The organism is Microbulbifer sp. ABF4_107 (genome assembly GCF_056312215.1).
The window spans coordinates 1,370,329-1,387,613 of record NZ_CM149983.1; the positions used below are offsets into that span (position 1 = coordinate 1,370,329).

Annotated in this window: 11 protein-coding genes, 1 pseudogene and 1 other annotated feature; of the genes and pseudogenes, 8 read left to right on the forward strand and 4 right to left on the reverse strand. The window is 55.9% G+C overall.

From position 1 onward, the window contains the following. Positions 1-4: 4 nt before the first annotated feature. Complete coding sequence (locus tag ACYX4K_RS05620; RefSeq protein ID WP_475093101.1) at positions 5-580, forward strand: tRNA-uridine aminocarboxypropyltransferase; 576 nt, start codon at positions 5-7, stop codon at positions 578-580. 115 nt (positions 581-695) lie between these two features. Beyond that, a pseudogene (locus ACYX4K_RS05625) lies at positions 696-1,908 on the forward strand (IS3 family transposase). Further along, positions 965-1,080, forward strand: a sequence feature (AL1L pseudoknot). (Overlaps the previous pseudogene by 116 nt.) 36 nt (positions 1,909-1,944) lie before the next feature. On the opposite strand, the gene ACYX4K_RS05630 reads toward ACYX4K_RS05625, so the two are convergent. Continuing rightward, positions 1,945-3,087, reverse strand: a complete 1,143-nt coding sequence (locus ACYX4K_RS05630; protein WP_475093100.1) for an FAD-dependent oxidoreductase — start codon at positions 3,085-3,087, stop codon at positions 1,945-1,947. Positions 3,088-3,308: 221 nt separating this feature from the next. Between ACYX4K_RS05630 and dbpA the strand changes: the two genes are divergently transcribed. Next, positions 3,309-4,712, forward strand: a complete 1,404-nt coding sequence (dbpA, locus tag ACYX4K_RS05635) for an ATP-dependent RNA helicase DbpA (protein WP_475093099.1) — start codon at positions 3,309-3,311, stop codon at positions 4,710-4,712. 66 nt (positions 4,713-4,778) lie between these two features. On the opposite strand, the gene ACYX4K_RS05640 is transcribed toward dbpA, so the two are convergent. Then, positions 4,779-5,219: a hypothetical protein gene (locus ACYX4K_RS05640; protein ID WP_475093098.1), complete on the reverse strand. Its 441-nt coding sequence runs from the start codon at positions 5,217-5,219 to the stop codon at positions 4,779-4,781. 380 nt (positions 5,220-5,599) lie between these two features. Here ACYX4K_RS05640 and ACYX4K_RS05645 point away from each other — a divergent pair, with 380 nt between their 5' ends. Continuing rightward, positions 5,600-6,703 carry an acyltransferase family protein gene (locus ACYX4K_RS05645; RefSeq protein WP_475093097.1) on the forward strand — a complete coding sequence of 368 codons (1,104 nt, stop codon included), beginning with the start codon at positions 5,600-5,602 and terminating at the stop codon, positions 6,701-6,703. A gap of 138 nt (positions 6,704-6,841) precedes the next feature. Further along, on the forward strand, positions 6,842-9,055 hold the full coding sequence (locus ACYX4K_RS05650) for an OsmC domain/YcaO domain-containing protein (protein ID WP_475093096.1): 2,214 nt from the start codon (positions 6,842-6,844) through the stop codon (positions 9,053-9,055). 143 nt (positions 9,056-9,198) lie between these two features. Here the strand turns inward: ACYX4K_RS05650 and ACYX4K_RS05655 are convergent, their stop codons facing one another. Both ACYX4K_RS05655 and ACYX4K_RS05660 read right to left on the reverse strand, forming a co-directional pair. After that, positions 9,199-12,156: a M16 family metallopeptidase gene (locus ACYX4K_RS05655; RefSeq protein WP_475093095.1), complete on the reverse strand. Its 2,958-nt coding sequence runs from the start codon at positions 12,154-12,156 to the stop codon at positions 9,199-9,201. A 220-nt stretch (positions 12,157-12,376) separates the two neighbouring features. Beyond that, positions 12,377-13,309 carry a porin gene (locus ACYX4K_RS05660; protein ID WP_475093094.1) on the reverse strand — a complete coding sequence of 311 codons (933 nt, stop codon included), beginning with the start codon at positions 13,307-13,309 and terminating at the stop codon, positions 12,377-12,379. A gap of 242 nt (positions 13,310-13,551) precedes the next feature. Between ACYX4K_RS05660 and ACYX4K_RS05665 the strand changes: the two genes are divergently transcribed. From ACYX4K_RS05665 to ACYX4K_RS05675, 3 genes are all read left to right on the forward strand, one after another. Continuing rightward, positions 13,552-16,077, forward strand: a complete 2,526-nt coding sequence (locus ACYX4K_RS05665; protein ID WP_475093093.1) for a DNA internalization-related competence protein ComEC/Rec2 — start codon at positions 13,552-13,554, stop codon at positions 16,075-16,077. 133 nt (positions 16,078-16,210) lie between these two features. Beyond that, positions 16,211-16,831, forward strand: a complete 621-nt coding sequence (locus tag ACYX4K_RS05670; protein ID WP_475093092.1) for a MotA/TolQ/ExbB proton channel family protein — start codon at positions 16,211-16,213, stop codon at positions 16,829-16,831. Positions 16,832-16,859: 28 nt separating this feature from the next. Next, positions 16,860-17,279, forward strand: coding sequence for an ExbD/TolR family protein (locus ACYX4K_RS05675; protein ID WP_475093091.1), 420 nt, complete (start codon positions 16,860-16,862; stop codon positions 17,277-17,279). The last annotated feature ends 6 nt before the right edge of the window (positions 17,280-17,285 follow it).

Below are 17,285 nucleotides of genomic sequence, written 5' to 3' on the forward strand. Positions count from 1 at the left end.
CTCTATGCCACGCGAAACCTGCCCAACTTGCCAGCGTCCGCTCAAGGTCTGTTACTGCAGCGCGCTGGTCCATATCCCCAATCGCATCAAGGTACTGATCATACAGCACCCCCTGGAGGAGAAGCACCCGTTCAACACTGGTCGCATGGCGCGGTTGTGCCTTGATAATAGCGAATTGCTGGTGGCGGAGAGATTGTCGGGTGAGGATCTAGGAGAATTACTGCGGCCGCGGTCTGCGTTGCTATATCCGTCGCTGGAGTGGTTGCCGGAGGTGGAGCAGATAGCACCGGGCGCGGAAGAAGCTAACGCATTGGAACAGTTGGTAGTGATCGACGCAACCTGGCGTAAGTCCAAGAAGATGCTGCACCTGCATCCTGAGCTTCAGCGGTTACCCCGATTGAGTTTTGCCGGTGAGCAGCAGTCGAACTACATCATTCGCCACTCGTCGCTGGAAAACAGTCTTTCAACCATAGAGAGTATTGCTCTGGCGATGGGGCAGCTCGACCCCGCGCGTGATTACCAACCGTTGCTCAAACCATTTAAGTACATGGTCTCCCTGCAAGCCGGCCGTGGCCAGTAGCACATATAGCGCTACTGGGTATTTCACTTTCGCGATATTTATTGAGCTGGAAGGCGGCTATTTGAACCGCTCCGGGTTTCGCGGAGGCTCCACTTTTTGAGAGAATGGAGCCCATATGAGCAAGCACCCTAAATTTTCCCCTGAAGTCCGTGACCGGGCCATCCGGATGGTCTACGAAGTTCGGGAGTCCCACACGTCGCAGTGGGCCGCTATCGAGGCCGTGGCCAGCAAGATCGGCTGCACCGCCCAGACACTGAGTAGCTGGATTCGCAAGGCTACTGCGCCTGCGCCCCCATCAGCCCCGGTTGCCGATGCCCGCGTCAAGGAACTGGAGCGCGAGGTTCGCGAGTTGAAGCGGGCCAATGAGATCCTCAAGCTGGCTAGTGCTTTTTTGCTCAGGCGGAGCTCGACCGCCGTTTAAAGTGATCTGGACGTTCATCGACAACCATCGGGAGCGGTTCGGGGTCGAGCCCCTCTGCAGGAGCCTGCAGGCGGCCCCGTCAGCCTATCGCCGTCATGCCGCCCGACGGCGCAATCCCACACTGACGCGGGGCCGCACCAAGCGGGACGCGGCCCTGTCTGCGGACATTCACCGCGTCTGGACGGCGAACCGAGAGGTCTATGGTGCCCGCAAAATCTGGTACCAGATGCACCGCGAGAACCTGCCCGTGGCACGGTGCACCGTGGAGCGCCTGATGCGGGGCATGGGTCTCCAAGGCGTGGTCAGGGGCAAAAAAGTTCGCACGACAATGCCGGACCCGGCGGCGCCCTGTCCCCGGGACCTGGTCAACCGCGAGTTCAAGGCTGAGCGGCCAAACCAGCTTTGGGTGGCCGACTTCACCTACGTTTCGACATGGCAGGGCTTTGCCTATGTAGCCTTCATCGTCGACGTCTATTCACGCTTCATCGTGGGCTGGCGAGTCAGCCGGCACATGCAGACGGACTTTGTCCTGGATGCGCTGGAGCAGGCGTTGCACGCGCGGTAACCGGCTCCGCACCGACTCGTGCATCATAGCGACCGCGGCTCGCAGTACCTATTTATCCGCTACGGCGAACGTCTCGGTGAAGCCGGTATCGAGCCCTCGGTCGGCAGTGTGGGGGACAGTTACAACAATGCCTCGGCCGAAACAATTACCGGTTTGTACAAGGCTGAACTGGTCCACAAGCAGGGGCCCTGGAAAACCGTAGAGGCGCTGGAATGGGAAACACTGAACTGGGTGACCTGGTTCAACCAGCAGCGCCTCCTTGAACCCATTGGCAATATCCCGCCTGCGGAGTTTGAGGCATTATACGAGCAGAGTCAGGCCGCTATCCCGCAAGCAGCGTGACTCAAACCAATTAGCCTCCGCGAAACCCGGAGCGGTTCAATTACAGTTTTGTACCTGCTGGAAGTATGGCTTATAGATCACGTTCGCATTGTCGAAAAAGGGGATATTCGATAGAAGTTTCATACTGGTGAACTTGAGATGATTCAAAGGGTTTCCTCGCAAGTGTGCGATTCTGCCAAATAAATTCGAGTAGGATTTTATCGCACGCACTCGCTTATCCCGGGCCAATATATAAGTGCGTATCAACGTCTGGTCAATACGCTCTCTGGAGTGATTTCCAAGAAGATGTACCAGCGTTGCCGCATCTTCAAAGGCGAGTGACGCCCCCATGCCCAGATTTGGGGAGATTGCGTGTGCAGAGTCTCCAATTCGTAAATTTCCGCTACTAGTCATCCAGTGGACTTCTGATTCGGAAATTGCATCAAATCTAATCGGTGTTTCTTCGCTCATAGCGTCGCTGACTCGGTGGCCGAGGTCTCCAAAACTCATCAGGATCTCGCGCAGTTGCGGCGTGCGAAATTGTGACTCGAGGTCAAACTTGCAGGGTTGGGAGCATAGAAATACATAGGTGCTGGTTGGGGAAATCGGGAACACGCCTAGTCGATATTTTCCATTATGAATTTCATATGCGTGCCGCGGTTCGCTGCCGTCACTGATTACCCAGCGCCAAACTCCTTGCTTTGAGTGTTGCTGTTTTGCTATTTCACGCGCCAAACCATTTATGCCATCGGCCAACACTACGTCTCGTGCAATCACCATTTTGCCGGATGAGAGCGTTAGTCGGGTCGCTCCGCCTTCGCGGACGCTGGAGATCACGCGCGTGTTAGACAGGCAATGGTTTTGGTCGACATGTCTGTAGAGCAACTGGTGCAAGGTTGGCCGCGATGCGGAGACCACCGGGTAACCTCGGTATCCAACGGGTTGTGTGACAACCCGATTCCTTCTCGGGGTTCCGAAGACCATATGGGTTAGCGGTACATAGTCATTCAGGTGCCGATAGTCGACGCCAAGCTGACTCAGTGCATGTAGCCCATTAGGGTGCAGGACAATACCCATTCCATCGGACACAGGAAGGGAGCGCTGTTCGATCAGGCGATAGGATCTTCCTGCTGCCTCCAGTCCGCAGGCGGTCGCTAATCCAGCCAGTCCCCCACCTACAATCACGACATCTGCATCCATTCGTTACTCCTCCATTTTCCTTGTACTGCAGTGCAATATCACTGCGGTACATTTGGGTGGTGGGGATGAAATCACACGCATCCAGTCAAGAGAAGCCTTTCGTCACGAATTTACGCTAAAGATATTGGCTGATGCGCTGGCTATTTGCGGATAGGAAATCTATCAAGGGTTATCTACAATACACGGCCTTCCGTTCCCCCTTGATCAATAGAGCCCTCATTGTGACCCAATCTGACACAGACTACCCCCGCGATTTCCAGTCGCTACCTTTACCAAAGCCTCTCCTGAAGAACCTGCAGGATCTGGGCTACGAGCGCCTGACCGAGATTCAGGCGGCAGCGCTGCCGGCCATTGTGGCGGGACAGGATGTCATCGGGCAGGCGAAGACTGGCTCGGGCAAGACGGTGGCCTTCGGTCTGGGGTTGTTGCACAAATTGCGGGTTGAGCAGTTCCGGGTTCAGTCGCTGGTACTTTGTCCCACCCGGGAGTTGGCAGACCAGGTCGCGCGGGAGCTGCGCAAACTGGCGCGGGCCATCCACAACATCAAGATTCTTACCCTGTGCGGCGGTATGCCTTTTGGACCGCAGATTGGCTCCCTCAAGCACGGGGCCCATATCGTGGTCGGTACTCCGGGGCGAATTGAGGATCACCTGCGCAAGGGCAATCTTGATCTGAGCCATGTGGATACGATGGTGCTGGACGAAGCCGACCGCATGCTGGATATGGGATTCCAGGCGGTGCTGGATCAGATTCTGGCAGAGCTGCCGAAGGAGCGTCAGACACTGCTGTTTTCCGCTACCTACCCGAATACCATTGATGCACTGGCAACCCGCGTGCTGCGGGACCCGGTCAAGGTGGAAGTGGCCGCGGCGCACACAAAGAGCACCATTGAGCAGAACTACTACCGGGTGGAAAACAATGAAGCGCGCCCTGGAGCGCTGTATCAGCTACTGGCCAGTTACGATGCCTCGTCAGCGCTGGTGTTCTGCAATACCAAAAAGGAAACCGAAGAAGCGGCCCAGTCCCTTAAGCGCGCAGGCTTTGCCGCCCTGGCCCTGCACGGAGATATGGAGCAAAAGGACCGCGACCGCACCCTGGCGCTGTTTGCCAACGGTAGTGCCTCGGTTCTGGTGGCAACGGATGTGGCGGCACGCGGGCTGGATATCGAAGAGTTGCCGATGGTAGTGAATTACCATCTGTCCCGTGACCCGGAGGTGCATGTGCACCGCGTTGGTCGTACAGGGCGGGCAGGGCAGAAGGGCGTGGCGCTCTCAATGGTAAGTAAAAAGGAAATTTACAAGCTGGAGCGGCTGGAAGAACTGATGCAGCAGAAAATTACTCTGCTGGAAGTGCCCGAGCTGTCACGGGGAATTGCGCCGACACGTCCGGTGATGTCCACGCTGCAGATCGACGGTGGCAAAAAACAGAAGGTGCGTGCCGGTGATGTTGTGGGTGCCCTGACCGGCGACGGTGGTATCGATGGCACACAGATCGGAAAAATCCAGCTGTTCGACTTTTCTACCTTTGTGGCGGTAGAGCGGCCCGTTGCGAAAAAGGCATTGAGCAAGCTTTCCAGCGGGAAAATCAAAGGGCGAAAGTTCCGCGCGCGCATCGTGGGGGTTTAACGCGCATCAATTTCCCGGAAGCCCTATTGCAAACCGGTCGGGGTGCAATAGGGCCGCAAAGAGCGATCAGAATCGGAGGCGAACCCCCAGTGCCCCGTCCACTTCAAAGCCTTCCTTATAGTCCACATCGCTGAACGCGTAATGTGGCACTGCCTGAATGTAGGCCTCCAGGCTCGGTGCAATACCAAAGCTCAACCCAACCGGCAGACGAACGCCGGTTTGGTAATAGTCGCCATTGCCGTTACCGTCCCGATAAAAGCCGCCCGCATCGATGTAAGCATGCATGGTGCCCAGATTGTTGCTGAAGTTCTGCAAGCGCATATCAACGGCGATGGCGTCGCTGTTGAAAAAGATCGAAGTTCCTCGCAACTGTGCGGTCACGCCCAGCCCCAGGTCGTGGGCGACACCGAGGCCAACCCCTGTCTTGTTGGCTGCGAATGTCGGAGTGCTCAGGATTGCGAGCAAAAGGGGAAGGGCGATCTTGCGCAGATTCATCGAAAACGTCATGGGTACCTCGTCGGTGGGACAGATTTGGAGGGATAGTTCCGAGGCGCGAGTATAAAGTTGCGGGTATATGGCGCTGTGTTTGCTCTCACACTTCCGAGTGAGAGATTCTGGTTGATAGTTGTGTGGGCGACATTGGGTAGTACAAAAATTGAGCAGTTGAATCGTTCAGTCTCGCATTTGGTGGGGTACTGGGGGCTATGTCTTTGTTTTATAGGAGGATTCAGCTAATATCCGCGCAAAATACTGTCTCGCAAAAACATGGTGTGGGTTCAAAACATCGGCTGAAACCCTGTGGCCGTTCATCGTGTGGCGTGATAATAAATTACTAAGTCATAAGCAATTTCAGCTTATTAATTCTAATAAGCTGGCCAAGGTTATATATGAGCACAACAATCGACTCTAGAACCCTCGTTGATTACGATGGAAATCGCGAAAATAATTTCACCCTAATTAGGTTGGTATTTGCTTGGCTTGTTCTATTTGGCCACAGTTTTGCGATCCAGCCCACTCATGGCCTTAAAAATCCACTAAATCGAATTTTTGAAGGTTCGGAATGGATTGGCAGTTTTGCAGTGCATGGCTTTTTCGTGATTAGCGGGTATTTGGTGTGTGCCAGTCTACTTAATCGGGGCGTTAAAGATTACGTTATTTCAAGAGCGCTTAGAGTTTTACCCGGGTTGATGGTTTGTGTTCTTCTTTCGGTGTTTGTTTTAGGGGCCGTGCTTACGGCACTGCCGCTGGCCGAGTATTTTTCAAGTCCAAAGACTTGGGAATATTTGAAAAATGGATTTTCTATATTTCGTATGGAGTGGACCTTGCCGGGGGTGTTTGAGGAGAATCGCCGGAAGGCCATAAATGGATCACTTTGGACGCTGAACGTCGAGATATATTGCTACTTTTTGCTTGCTTGTATCGGTTTGATCGGCGTACTTGCTAAGAGAGTCCTGGCGAATTTCACATTAGCTGCAGTACTTGCTTTCGCATATTTTAATTTTGGAGATGTTCCTCTTTTGGGGGTTAACAGCAAGTGGAGCAAGCCTGGACTGTTTTTTCTCGTTGGTGTGTTTTTCTACATAAATAGAAGTCTTATCCCGGTAAACGGAAAACTATCCATTTTTTCTTTAATAGTTCTGGTGGGCTCATTCGGCAAGGATTGGTACTTATATGTTGCCCCTCCATTTTTCGCATATCTTATTTTTTATATCGCTTACGCAACAAAAAATTTAAATATAGATAGAAAGTTGGGGGATATTTCGTACGGTGTATATATTTACGCGTGGCCGATCCAGCAGGTGGTTGCTATGTCGTTTCCTGAGTTGAATCCGTATGAGCATACAGTGTTGGTTACTGTAATTGTTTTTATCATCGCTTACTTTTCTTGGCACTATGTAGAGAAAAAAGCACTCAAATTGAAGCCTAATCTTATGGCAATTACTAACGTATCTCGATTCTATCGAGCCCCTACTGCGTCGTCCGCTTCGTAGTAGTTTGCCGGGTCGGCCTGTGTCATGTGTTAAATGCAGGCCGGTACGCAGTAATGTAAGCTAAATGTAGCCCTTACATTTTTATTCAAAGTCTTTTTTTTAGGCTCGATTGACCAATCCCAATGCCTGGTAGCTCCCATGGAAATCAGCGTCAACTTCCTCGAAAACCTGCGCCTTGAAGCCAAGTTCGACGACTTCACGGTCATCACTGATCAGCCGATCCGCTACAAGGGTGACGGTTCGGCGCCCAGCCCGTTCGACTATTTCCTGGCTTCCTCGGCCCTGTGCGCGGCCTACTTTGTGCGGGTTTACTGCCTGGCGAGGGATATTCCTACGGACAATATCCGCCTGTCTCAGAACAATATCGTGGATCCGGAAGACCGCTACAACCAGATCTTCAAGATTCAGGTGGAACTGCCGGAAGATATTTCTGAGAAGGATCGGCAGGGCATTCTGCGCTCCATTGACCGATGCACCGTGAAGAAGGTGATCCAGACCGGGCCGGACTTCCAGATCGAGACGGTGGAGAACCTGGCCGAAGATGCCCAGGCACTGCTGATGGTGGAGCCGGATGCGGAACACCAGACCTTTATCGAAGGTAAGGATCTGCCGTTGGAGCAGACCATTGCCAATATGACGAAAATTCTTGCCGACCTGGGCATGAAGATCGAGATTGCTTCCTGGCGCAATATCGTGCCTCACGTCTGGTCTCTGCATATTCGTGATGCAGCTTCGCCCATGTGTTTTACCAATGGTAAAGGGGCGACCAAAGAGAGCGCTCTGTGTTCTGCGCTGGGCGAATTTATTGAACGCCTGAGCTGCAATTTCTTTTACAACGACCAGTTCTTTGGCGAGGAAATCGCCGATGCCGAGTTCGTGCACTACCCGAATGAAAAATGGTTTGCACTGGAAGACGACGATGCCTTGCCTGAGGGCATTCTCGATGACTACACCCGGGAGATTTACGATCCGGAAGGTGAACTGGGTGGTTCCAATCTGATTGATACCAATTCCGGTCGTGCCGACCGCGGTATCTGTGCCTTGCCGTTTGTGCGCAAGTCCGACGGCGAGTCGGTGTATTTCCCGTCCAACCTGATCGAAAACCTGTTCCTCAGTAATGGTATGAGTGCCGGTAATACCCTGGCGGAAGCCCAGGTGCAGTGCCTCTCAGAAATCTTCGAGCGGGCGGTGAAAAAGGAAATTCTGGAGCAGGAAATTGCACTGCCGGATGTACCTAAAGAGATTCTGCAAAAGTACCCAGATATTCTCGAAGGTATTGAAGAGCTGGAAAAGCAGGGATTCCCGATTTTGGTAAAAGACGCCTCTCTCGGCGGCCAGTTTCCGGTGATGTGTGTGACGCTGATGAATCCGCGCACCGGCGGCGTATTTGCATCCTTCGGCGCACACCCGAGCCTGCATGTGGCGCTGGAGCGCAGCCTGACCGAACTGATGCAGGGGCGCAGCTTTGAAGGTCTGAATGACGTACCCCCGCCGACCTTCAACAGTCTCGCCGTTACCGAACCGCACAATTTTGTCGAGCACTTTATCGATTCCACCGGTGTGGTTTCCTGGCGCTTCTTCAGCGCCAAGTCCGATTATGAATTCGTTGAGTGGGACTTTACCCCGAAAACCAAGTCCGGCGATCATGCAGATACCAATCAGACTGAGGCGGAACGCCTGTTCGCAATCCTGGAAGACATGGGCAAAGAGGTCTATATGGCTACTTACGATGACCTGGGTGCATCGGCCTGTCGTATTCTGGTACCCGGCTATTCCGAGGTTTATCCGGTAGAAGACCTGATCTGGGATAACACCAACAAGGCGCTGGACTACCGCGAAGACATTCTCAACCTGCACCGGTTGGAAGATGAAGCACTGGAGGAACTGGTTGAACGACTGGAAGAGAGCCAGATCGACAACTACGAGACCATCATTACGCTGATTGGTGTGGAATTTGATGAGAACACCGTCTGGGGTCAGCTCACCGTTCTGGAGCTGAAGCTGCTCATTTATCTCGCCCTGCAGCGTCATGAAGAAGCGCTGGAGCTGGTGGAGACCTTCCTGCAGTACAACGACAATACCGTTGAGCGCGGATTGTTCTATCGCGCCGTGCAAGCGGTGCTGGAGATTGCGCTGGATGAGGATCTGGCGTTGGAAGACTATCGCTATAACCTGAATCGGATGTTCGGTGAGGAAACCATGGATGCGGTGGTGGGCTCAGTCGATGGCAGCCTGCGCTTTCATGGCCTGACGCCAACTAATATGCAGCTGGAAGGCCTGGACAAGCATCTGCGCTTGATCGAGAGCTATAAAAAGCTGCATGCGGCGCGGGCGGCTAGGTTTCAGGGGTGAGTGCTGGGGGCGGAGCCGGTGGGGCTGGATTCCGGACTTCGCCGGAATGACGGGAGTGCTATTTCTCTCCCCCGTTACCCCCGCGAAGGCGGGGGGGCAGGTATTTTGGAGGTATTAGTTAAAGGCGGTGTGAATCAATACGATCAATTCAGGCTCGCCGAATCTTCCGATTGCTCTGCCTGATCATTTTTCTTCACGTATCCATCCTCATCCAGCTCAACAATCGGCATGCCCAGTTCCGCGATGCTTTCGCGAATATTGGCCGCGTCGCCAACCACCACAATCGCCATATTCTCCGGTTTCAATAAGCCGGTAATGACCTTGTTCAGGGTTTTACGGTCGGTCTCTTTAAGCATGGCGCCTTGCTGTGAGCGGTAGTCCAGTGGCAGGTCGTAGCGCAGGATGTTGTTCAGCAGGCTGAGCTTGTCGCCCGGGGTTTCGTACTTGCGCGCTTCCTGTTGGCCGATGGCGGAACGGAGATAATTGAACTCGCTCTCGGTCATGCCTTCGCTGTCATACTTGGCAAACTCTTTGAGTACTTCATTCAGGGCGTCTGCGGTTGCGTTCTTTTTCACCTCTGAGCTCATCATGTATTGGCCTTCCTGCGGCTCGCCGATCAGGTAAGAGCGGGCGCCGTAGGTGTAGCCTTTGTCTTCGCGCAGGTTGAGGTTAATGCGGCTGTTGAAGTTGCCACCCAGCGGGAAGTTGCCGAGATAGGCCAGGTAGTAATCGCCCAGCGCATCGTAGGGCAGGCCATGCTGGGCAACGCGCAGACTGGACTGTGCCGCGCCTTCCTTGTTTACCAGGTAGACGGTGCGACCGTCGATTTCCGGCTTCTGCAGTGCGATAGCGGGGCGCACCGGTTGTGCGATCTTCAGCTTTGCCAGCCCTTCCAGAGATTTGATGATCTTCTCGTGGGGCACACTGGTACTGACGGTCACTCCGCTCAGGTGGGCGGGGAAGTGGGCGTTGTAATACTGCTTGATGTCTTGCAGGGAAATCTGCTCGACGGTACCCGGCAGGCCGTCGCCCGGATAGCTGAGCGGATGCTCGGTGCCGCGCATCACTGCGCCTACCGCACGGGTCGCCAGACCTTGCGGGGTCTTGCGGGCCTGTTGCAGGCCCTCAATGGTCTGCTGTTTGATGCGGTTGAAATCTGTCTCGGTGAATGCCGGTTTCAGCATGCGCTCCATCATGAGGGGGATCGCTGCATCCAGATGCTTGGCGAGCACATTCAGCGTGACGGTGGTTTCATACTGGCCGCTGCTGACGCTGACACTGGCGCCCAGGCGCTTGAGTGCTTCGGTGAACTCGGCGGCACTGCGCTCGGTGGTCGCTTCGCTCATCAGGGAGGTCATCAGCGAAGTGAGACCGGCTTTTCCACGTGGCTCATCCCGTTGGCCGAAATCAAAGACGGCGCGCACGGTGACGGTGGGGGTTTCATCATTCTGTACCGCCAGCAGACGAACGCCATTCTCCAGTTTTCCATCCTGAATCGCCGGCAGTTCAACCTGCGGGTTCACACCGGGCGTTGGCTGGACACTGCGGTCAAAAGTGTCTTTGACCGGGCGCAGAGCGAGGGCTTCTTCCTCGTCGGCGTAGCTTTCCGGAATGGTGCGCTTCCACTCGTAATTCTGTTTAGCGGCGGCCAGTTCCGGCTTGCCGTTTGGCACCACGCTGAGTAGCACCGCGGGCTGTTCGGCGATGTACTGGTCGAATACCCGGGTGACGTCATCGGTGGCGACAGACAGATAGGCATTGATCTCTTTGTCGATACCTTTGGGGCTGCCGGTATAGGTTTCAAACGCGGCGAGAGTAGATACTTTGCCGGAAACGGATTGCAGACCGAACACGCGCCCGGACTCGTAACCCGCTTTGAATTTCACCAGGTCATCTTCGGTCACACCGCGGCTGGCGAATTCGGTCAGGGTATCGCGCACCGCCTGTTCCATTTCCGCCAGGGTTTCACCGGAGGCGGGGTTCTGGATCACGATAAACCACATTTCACAGGCCAGCTCCTTACAGGAGTGGCTGACGCTGGCCGACACGGCGCGGCCGGTTTGCACCAGGCGCTGGTACAGCATGGAATCCTGTCCCTGGCCGAGAATCGCGGCGGCGGCATCCAGAGCGGGTTCATCCGGGTGGCTGTAGCTGACGGTGGGCACCATCATTGCCAGAGCCGGCAGGTGGATATTGTCTTCCAGGGTAACGTAACGGTCCGCGTCCAGTTTGGCGGGTTGCTTGGGCAGGTTTTCGACTTCGGGGCCCGCGGGGATCGGGCCGAAGTATTTGGCCACCCATTCCAGGGTTTTGGCTTTGTCGACGTCGCCACCGATGGTGAGCACGGCGTTGTTTGGGCCGTACCAGCGCAGGAAGAAGCGTTTCAGGTCGTTCAGGTCGGCGCGGTCGAGATCCTCCATCCAGCCGATTACCGGCCAGGAATAGGGGTGGCCATCCGGGTAGGTGGCGGCGTACATGGTTTCCAGGGCGCGGCCGTAGGGGCGGTTATCGACGCGCTGGCCTCGTTCGTTCTTGACCGTTGCGCGCTGCACTTCAAACTTTTCCTGAGTGACCGCATCAAGGAACACCCCCATACGATCCGATTCCAGCCACAGCACGGTTTCCAACTGGTTGGCCGGTACCGTCTGGTAGTAGTTGGTGCGGTCGGTGTTGGTGGTGCCGTTCATGCTGCCACCGGCTTCGGTGATGATGCGGAAGTGTTCCTCGTCCGCCACATTGACAGAGCCCTGGAACATCATGTGTTCAAAGAAGTGGGCAAAGCCGGATCGACCCGGATCTTCTCGGTTGGAGCCTACGTGGTAGGTCACATCCACGTGCACCAGCGGGTCGGAGTTGTCTTCGTGCAGGACGACGGTGAGACCGTTGTCGAGTTTGTATTTGCTGTAGGGGATGGCGATCTCAGCACCTTCGCCATCAAAGGTCTCAACCAGGGAAATGCCGGCGGGTAAACTGGCTTGTTGTGCAGCCTCCGGAGACGCTTCGCTGGTGGCGGATGTCTGTGGGGATTCAGGATCGGCGCCCTTGCTGCAGGCTACCAGAAGTGCGGATGCGAAAATCAGTGCGATTTTTGTGCGATGCATGACGGTAGGAGACCTTTTTATTTTCAGAATCTCCGATCCTAGCACAGCTGGCTGATTATGCCGGGGCCTCGACATGGCTTGCGCCACTGATGCGCCGCGTCTGACGCAGTTTTCTTTTTTCCGTGCGCCAGTAAATGAGAAGGGGGCGCGACCCGTAGGTGGCGCCCCTTTCGAATGGAGACCGTATGGGGTCTCGCGGAGTGCTGAAAACCGTTCTGCCTCAGAACTTGAATTCAGTACCTACGCCAACGTAGCTACGTGCGTAACTGTCTGCAGCGGTTTCATCGGTGTAGAAGGTAAACACCTTGGCCGCTTTGGACAGCTTGTAGTCCAGGCCTAGGCTGAAAGTTTCTCCATCGGTTTTTACGATGTCAGACTGGCCGTATTGCGCTTTCGCAGTCCAGTTGTTGATCTTGTACGCTACGGAAGTCATCCAGCCGTCCTGTTTGCTGCTGTCTGCTTTTTCCTGTTCTTCGTACAGTCCGCCAACCTGCAGGTTGCCGAAATTGTATTGCGCGACAAGACGCGACACGTTCCAGTCGTTGGCCTCTACGTCCATATCGTAGGCGTAGGCCAGGTAAACACCGTTGTTATCGTAAGCAAATGCAACGGAAGTACCATTGTCGCGCGTGTCGATCAGTTCGCCGTCGTCATCGAGAATTTCTGCGTCTTTATTGCTGACGTAAGCTGCGGCAACATGGAAACCACCGAATGACGGAGTGGTGTACTGCAGGTTGTTGGATTCGCGGTTGTCGCTTTTGGTGATCAGGCTTTTGATGTCACCCTCAAGGTCGTTGAACAGATCCACTTTCTTTTGTGCGATTTTGAGCGGAGTATCGAACTTGCCGCCGATTACCTGGCCAAAGCCACCTTCGAGGCCGGCAAAGATATTGCGCTGGGTGAAGGTGTCACCTTCGCCATCCATGTTGACCTGGTATTCCATTTTGTAGATGCCCTTGATTCCGCTATCAAGGGGCAGCTCGCCTTTTACACCCAGGCGGGAGGCATTACTTTTCACATCGGTCGCTGCACCGTCACCTTCGTCGTTGGACTGGAAGGAGGCGTTGGCCTTACCGTAGAAGTCAAAAATTTCTGCGTTGGCGAAAGAGGGAAGTACGGCAACCAGCGCGAGCGACATGGCGGTCTTTTTCATGGGGGGCTCTCGTAATGTTTGTAAAAGAAGGAACGCTGTGTGTTCTTGAGTTGCGCGCAGTTTGCTGCGGAATTGTTACAAACATGTGAAAGATGAAAATAAAATGAATAAATTGTTACGGATCCGTGTGCGGTCTGACAGGTGTGTCAGTTAACGTTGGCCTGAAGTAGCGAAATTCCTCAGGGAAAGCCTTAAAAGGGGCGGGCTCAATAAGGACGGGCCTTAAAGGGGTAGAGATAACATTGGACGTTCGACCAAATCTCGTGGTGGGTCTCGGGGCCTGTGGGGCAGGTATCGGCCAGGTTGCGTTCTGGCCCGTTTTGCCGGGTTCCCGTGAATTGGTCGGTGCCATTTTGCTTGGTCTTCTGGCATTGGGCGTGGTGGCGATAGTTAGCGGTGCTATGCGTCGGGATTCGGGCCTGCCAGCTTCGCTGTTAACCAGAGTCTTTCTGCCATTTCTGGTTGGGACCTGTTGGGGGCTTTGGGCGAATCACCAGTCTCTGGAGCAGCGCCTGCCCGGAGACCTGCACGGCTCTGACCATACACTGGTGATACAAGTGGTTTCCCTGCCGCAAAGTGCACCGGCGGTTTCCTTTTTTGGCACACCTTCAAGCGCAACTCGCGGTTACCTGGATGCCCGCTTTCGCGCACGCGTCGTCGATGCAGAAGATCACCGCTTTCTCGACCGCAAGCTGCAGCTCGGCTGGTACCGGGTGGCGCCCGCGGATGCCGCGCGCCTTGAGGCCGGAAGCAGTTGGCAGATGCGCGTGCGGGTGAAGGAGCCCCGCGGCAGCGTTAATCCGCACACCTTCGACTACGAGGCTTGGCTGCTGGAGCAGGGGGTGTTTGCGACGGGTTATGTGCGCGATCGCGACTTGCAGCCGCAGTTTCTCGCCCGCGGGACGGGGATTGATCGAATGCGGGAAGAGATCCGTGGTCAGCTCGCGCAGGACGTGAGCGGGACGCAGCGATATCAGCAGGAGTCACTATTGCGCGCGCTGTTGCTAGGGGATCGCACGGGAATCAATGATCGGACCAGAAACCTTCTACAAAACACCGGCACCGCGCATTTATTGGCGATTTCTGGGCTGCATGTGGGGATGGTGGCGGTTTGCTTCTTTCTATTGGGCGGTGTGCTGGGACGTGTGGCCGGGGTGTCTGGTATCCGGTGGGGTGGTAACCCTCTGTATCTGGCTGGCGCGGCAGGTGTATTTGCAGCCCTCGGGTATACGCTGATCAGTGGTGCGCCGTTGTCTGCCCAGCGGGCGCTGGTGATGGTCGTCGTGGCGATGGCGGCCATAGTCCTGCGGCGGCGGTTGAATGGCCAGCTGGGGCTGACGCTGGCCCTGTGCGTGATTCTGATCTGGCAACCGCTGGCCGTTCTGAGCGCCGGGTTCTGGCTTTCCTTCGTTGCGGTGGCGGTGTTGCTGCTGCGATTTCAGGGGCGCGAGCGGGTGGAGGACGGGCTGACTGAGACGGCGCTGGGGCTGCAGTCATGGCCCTACAGACTGTGGGGCTGGATCTTGAATGGCGCGCGCAGTCAATGGGCAATCGTCATCGGCCTGCTGATACCGTCGGTGCTGATCTTTCACGGGGTAAGCCTCAGTGGGTTGGTGGTCAACCTGGTTGCCATTCCCTGGGTCGGCCTGACGATTTTACCGCTTATTCTGCTGGGCGCCTTGTGTCCGTTTGAGCCAGTCGCAGTGCTGCTGTGGTCCCTGGCTGATGTGCAACTGGTTTGGCTGATCGCCTTTCTGGAATTCGCCGAGCAACTTGCACCGGGCTGGCGTTCTCTGCCGGTTCCGGATGCCTGGGTGCTTGTCTTGGCGGCGCTCGGCGGCCTACTTCTGATATTGCCGAGGGGGATTCCCGGGCGCGGATTGGGGTGGCTGTTGATCCTGGTGCTCGCCGTAGGTACTACCAGCTGGCAGCGGCCGTTGCCGGAATTCTTTGCATTGACTGTATTGGACGTGGGGCAGGGACTCGCCGTTACCGCGGTCTCGCGTGATTCCACGGCAATCTTTGATACCGGCGCGAGTACCGGCGGGGGCTGGAGCGCCGGGTCGAATATCGTCGCGCCCTACCTGCAGGCTCAGGGGCGGGAAGCGGTGGAGGCACTGGTGGTCAGTCACGGAGATCGCGACCACGCGGGCGGTGTCGCCGGCGTACTGGAGCAACTGGATGTGGCAACCATGATCGCGCCCGGGAGTCTCGGCGTGCGGCTGTCGGCGGGCACGAATGTCGAGCCTTGCCGTGCCGGGCAGGTCACCCGACTGGGAGATCTCTCGATCCGCTGGCTATGGCCGCGCGCGACTGCGTTGGATGGAGAGGAAAATGACCATAGTTGCGTGGGACTGCTGCAGTGGAAGCAGGTCCGCATTCTTCTGACCGGGGATATCTCCAGCCGCGTGGAGGCGCAGTTGAAGGGCCTGTATCCGGATATGGGCCCGGTCGATGTTCTGGTGGCGCCACACCATGGCTCGCGCACATCGTCTTCGGCGGCACTCATTGAATGGGCGCGGCCGGAACGGGTGGTATTCAGTGCGGGGTACAGGCACCGGTTCGGGCACCCGCATGCAGATGTGACTGCCAGGTATCGATCTGCCGGTGCGGCGCTGTTCAATACCGCTCAAGAAGGTGCCATTCAGTTCCACTGGAATGGTGTCGGTGAGCTCGATATAGCGCGAGCGCGCGACGGTGGCCGCTTTTGGTATCGGCATCACAGCAACAAAAAAGATAACAATCAGATACTTAGCCACCGCCAATAGCTGTGGTAGAGTTTGGCGCTGTAGTGCTGAATGAGTGCCGAATGGCTCGGCCTGGCACCGGAGTTTGCAGGGGATCTCTCCGTAAAACTCTCGATAAACCATAAGAATCCCGTACGCAGTCTGGGGCACAAACGTGTTAGAAATCATCAAATCCGGCGGCTGGCTGATGCTGCCAATCCTGCTTTGTTCCGTTGCCGTTATCGCTATTTTCATTGAGCGCCTGTGGACCCTCAACGAGCGCAAAATTGCGCCGCGGACCCTGCTTGGGGATGTGTGGGGGAGCCTGCGTAACAACCAGCTGACCACCGAGAAGATCAAGGAGCTGCGCGACTCCAGCCCGCTGGGGCGTATCTTTGCTGCGGGGCTTTCCAATTCCAAGCACGGCCGCGATGTCATGAAAGACAGTATTCAGGAAGCTGCCAGTCAGGTAGTGCACGACCTGGAGCGGTTCCTGAATGTGCTGGGCACCATTGCCGCGGTTGCCCCTCTGATTGGCCTGCTCGGAACCGTGGTGGGGATGATCCAGGTGTTTACCGCCATCATGCTCGAAGGCACCGGTAACGCGGGTGTCCTTGCCGGCGGTATCTCCCAGGCATTGATCACGACGGCCGCTGGCCTGAGCGTGGCAATTCCGGCGCTGATGGCGCACCGCTACTTCCAGCGCCGCCTGGATAGCATTGTGGTCACCATGGAGCAGGAAGCCGTCAAACTGGTGGATGCGCTGCACAGCGACCGCCGTATCGAAGCCGCCTGAGCCGTAGCCAGAGATTCAGGAGCGCTCGATGCAATTCCGTCGCCAAAGCCAAGAGCAGGATGGGGTCAACCTCACACCACTGATCGATGTGGTGTTCCTGCTGCTGATTTTCTTTATGGTGTCTACCACCTTTACCAAGGAAAGCCACCTCAAACTGAACCTCCCCGAGGCCGCCGGGCCCCAGGCGGAGGCGCCGCCATCTACCATTGAAATTCTGATCAATGCGGATGGTTCCTACTCTGTGGATGGACAGGCTCTGATCAACAAGAAGCTTGTTACCCTCAAATCGGCACTGTCGGAAGTTTCTGCTGGCGAGTACAATCGCCCGCTAATCATCACCGCTGATGCCACTGCCGAACACCAGTCAGTGGTTCGCGCCATGGATGCCGCCGGACAGTTGGGGTTTGTACACCTCAGTATCACCACGCGGCAGCCTGACGAACAGTAATCTATA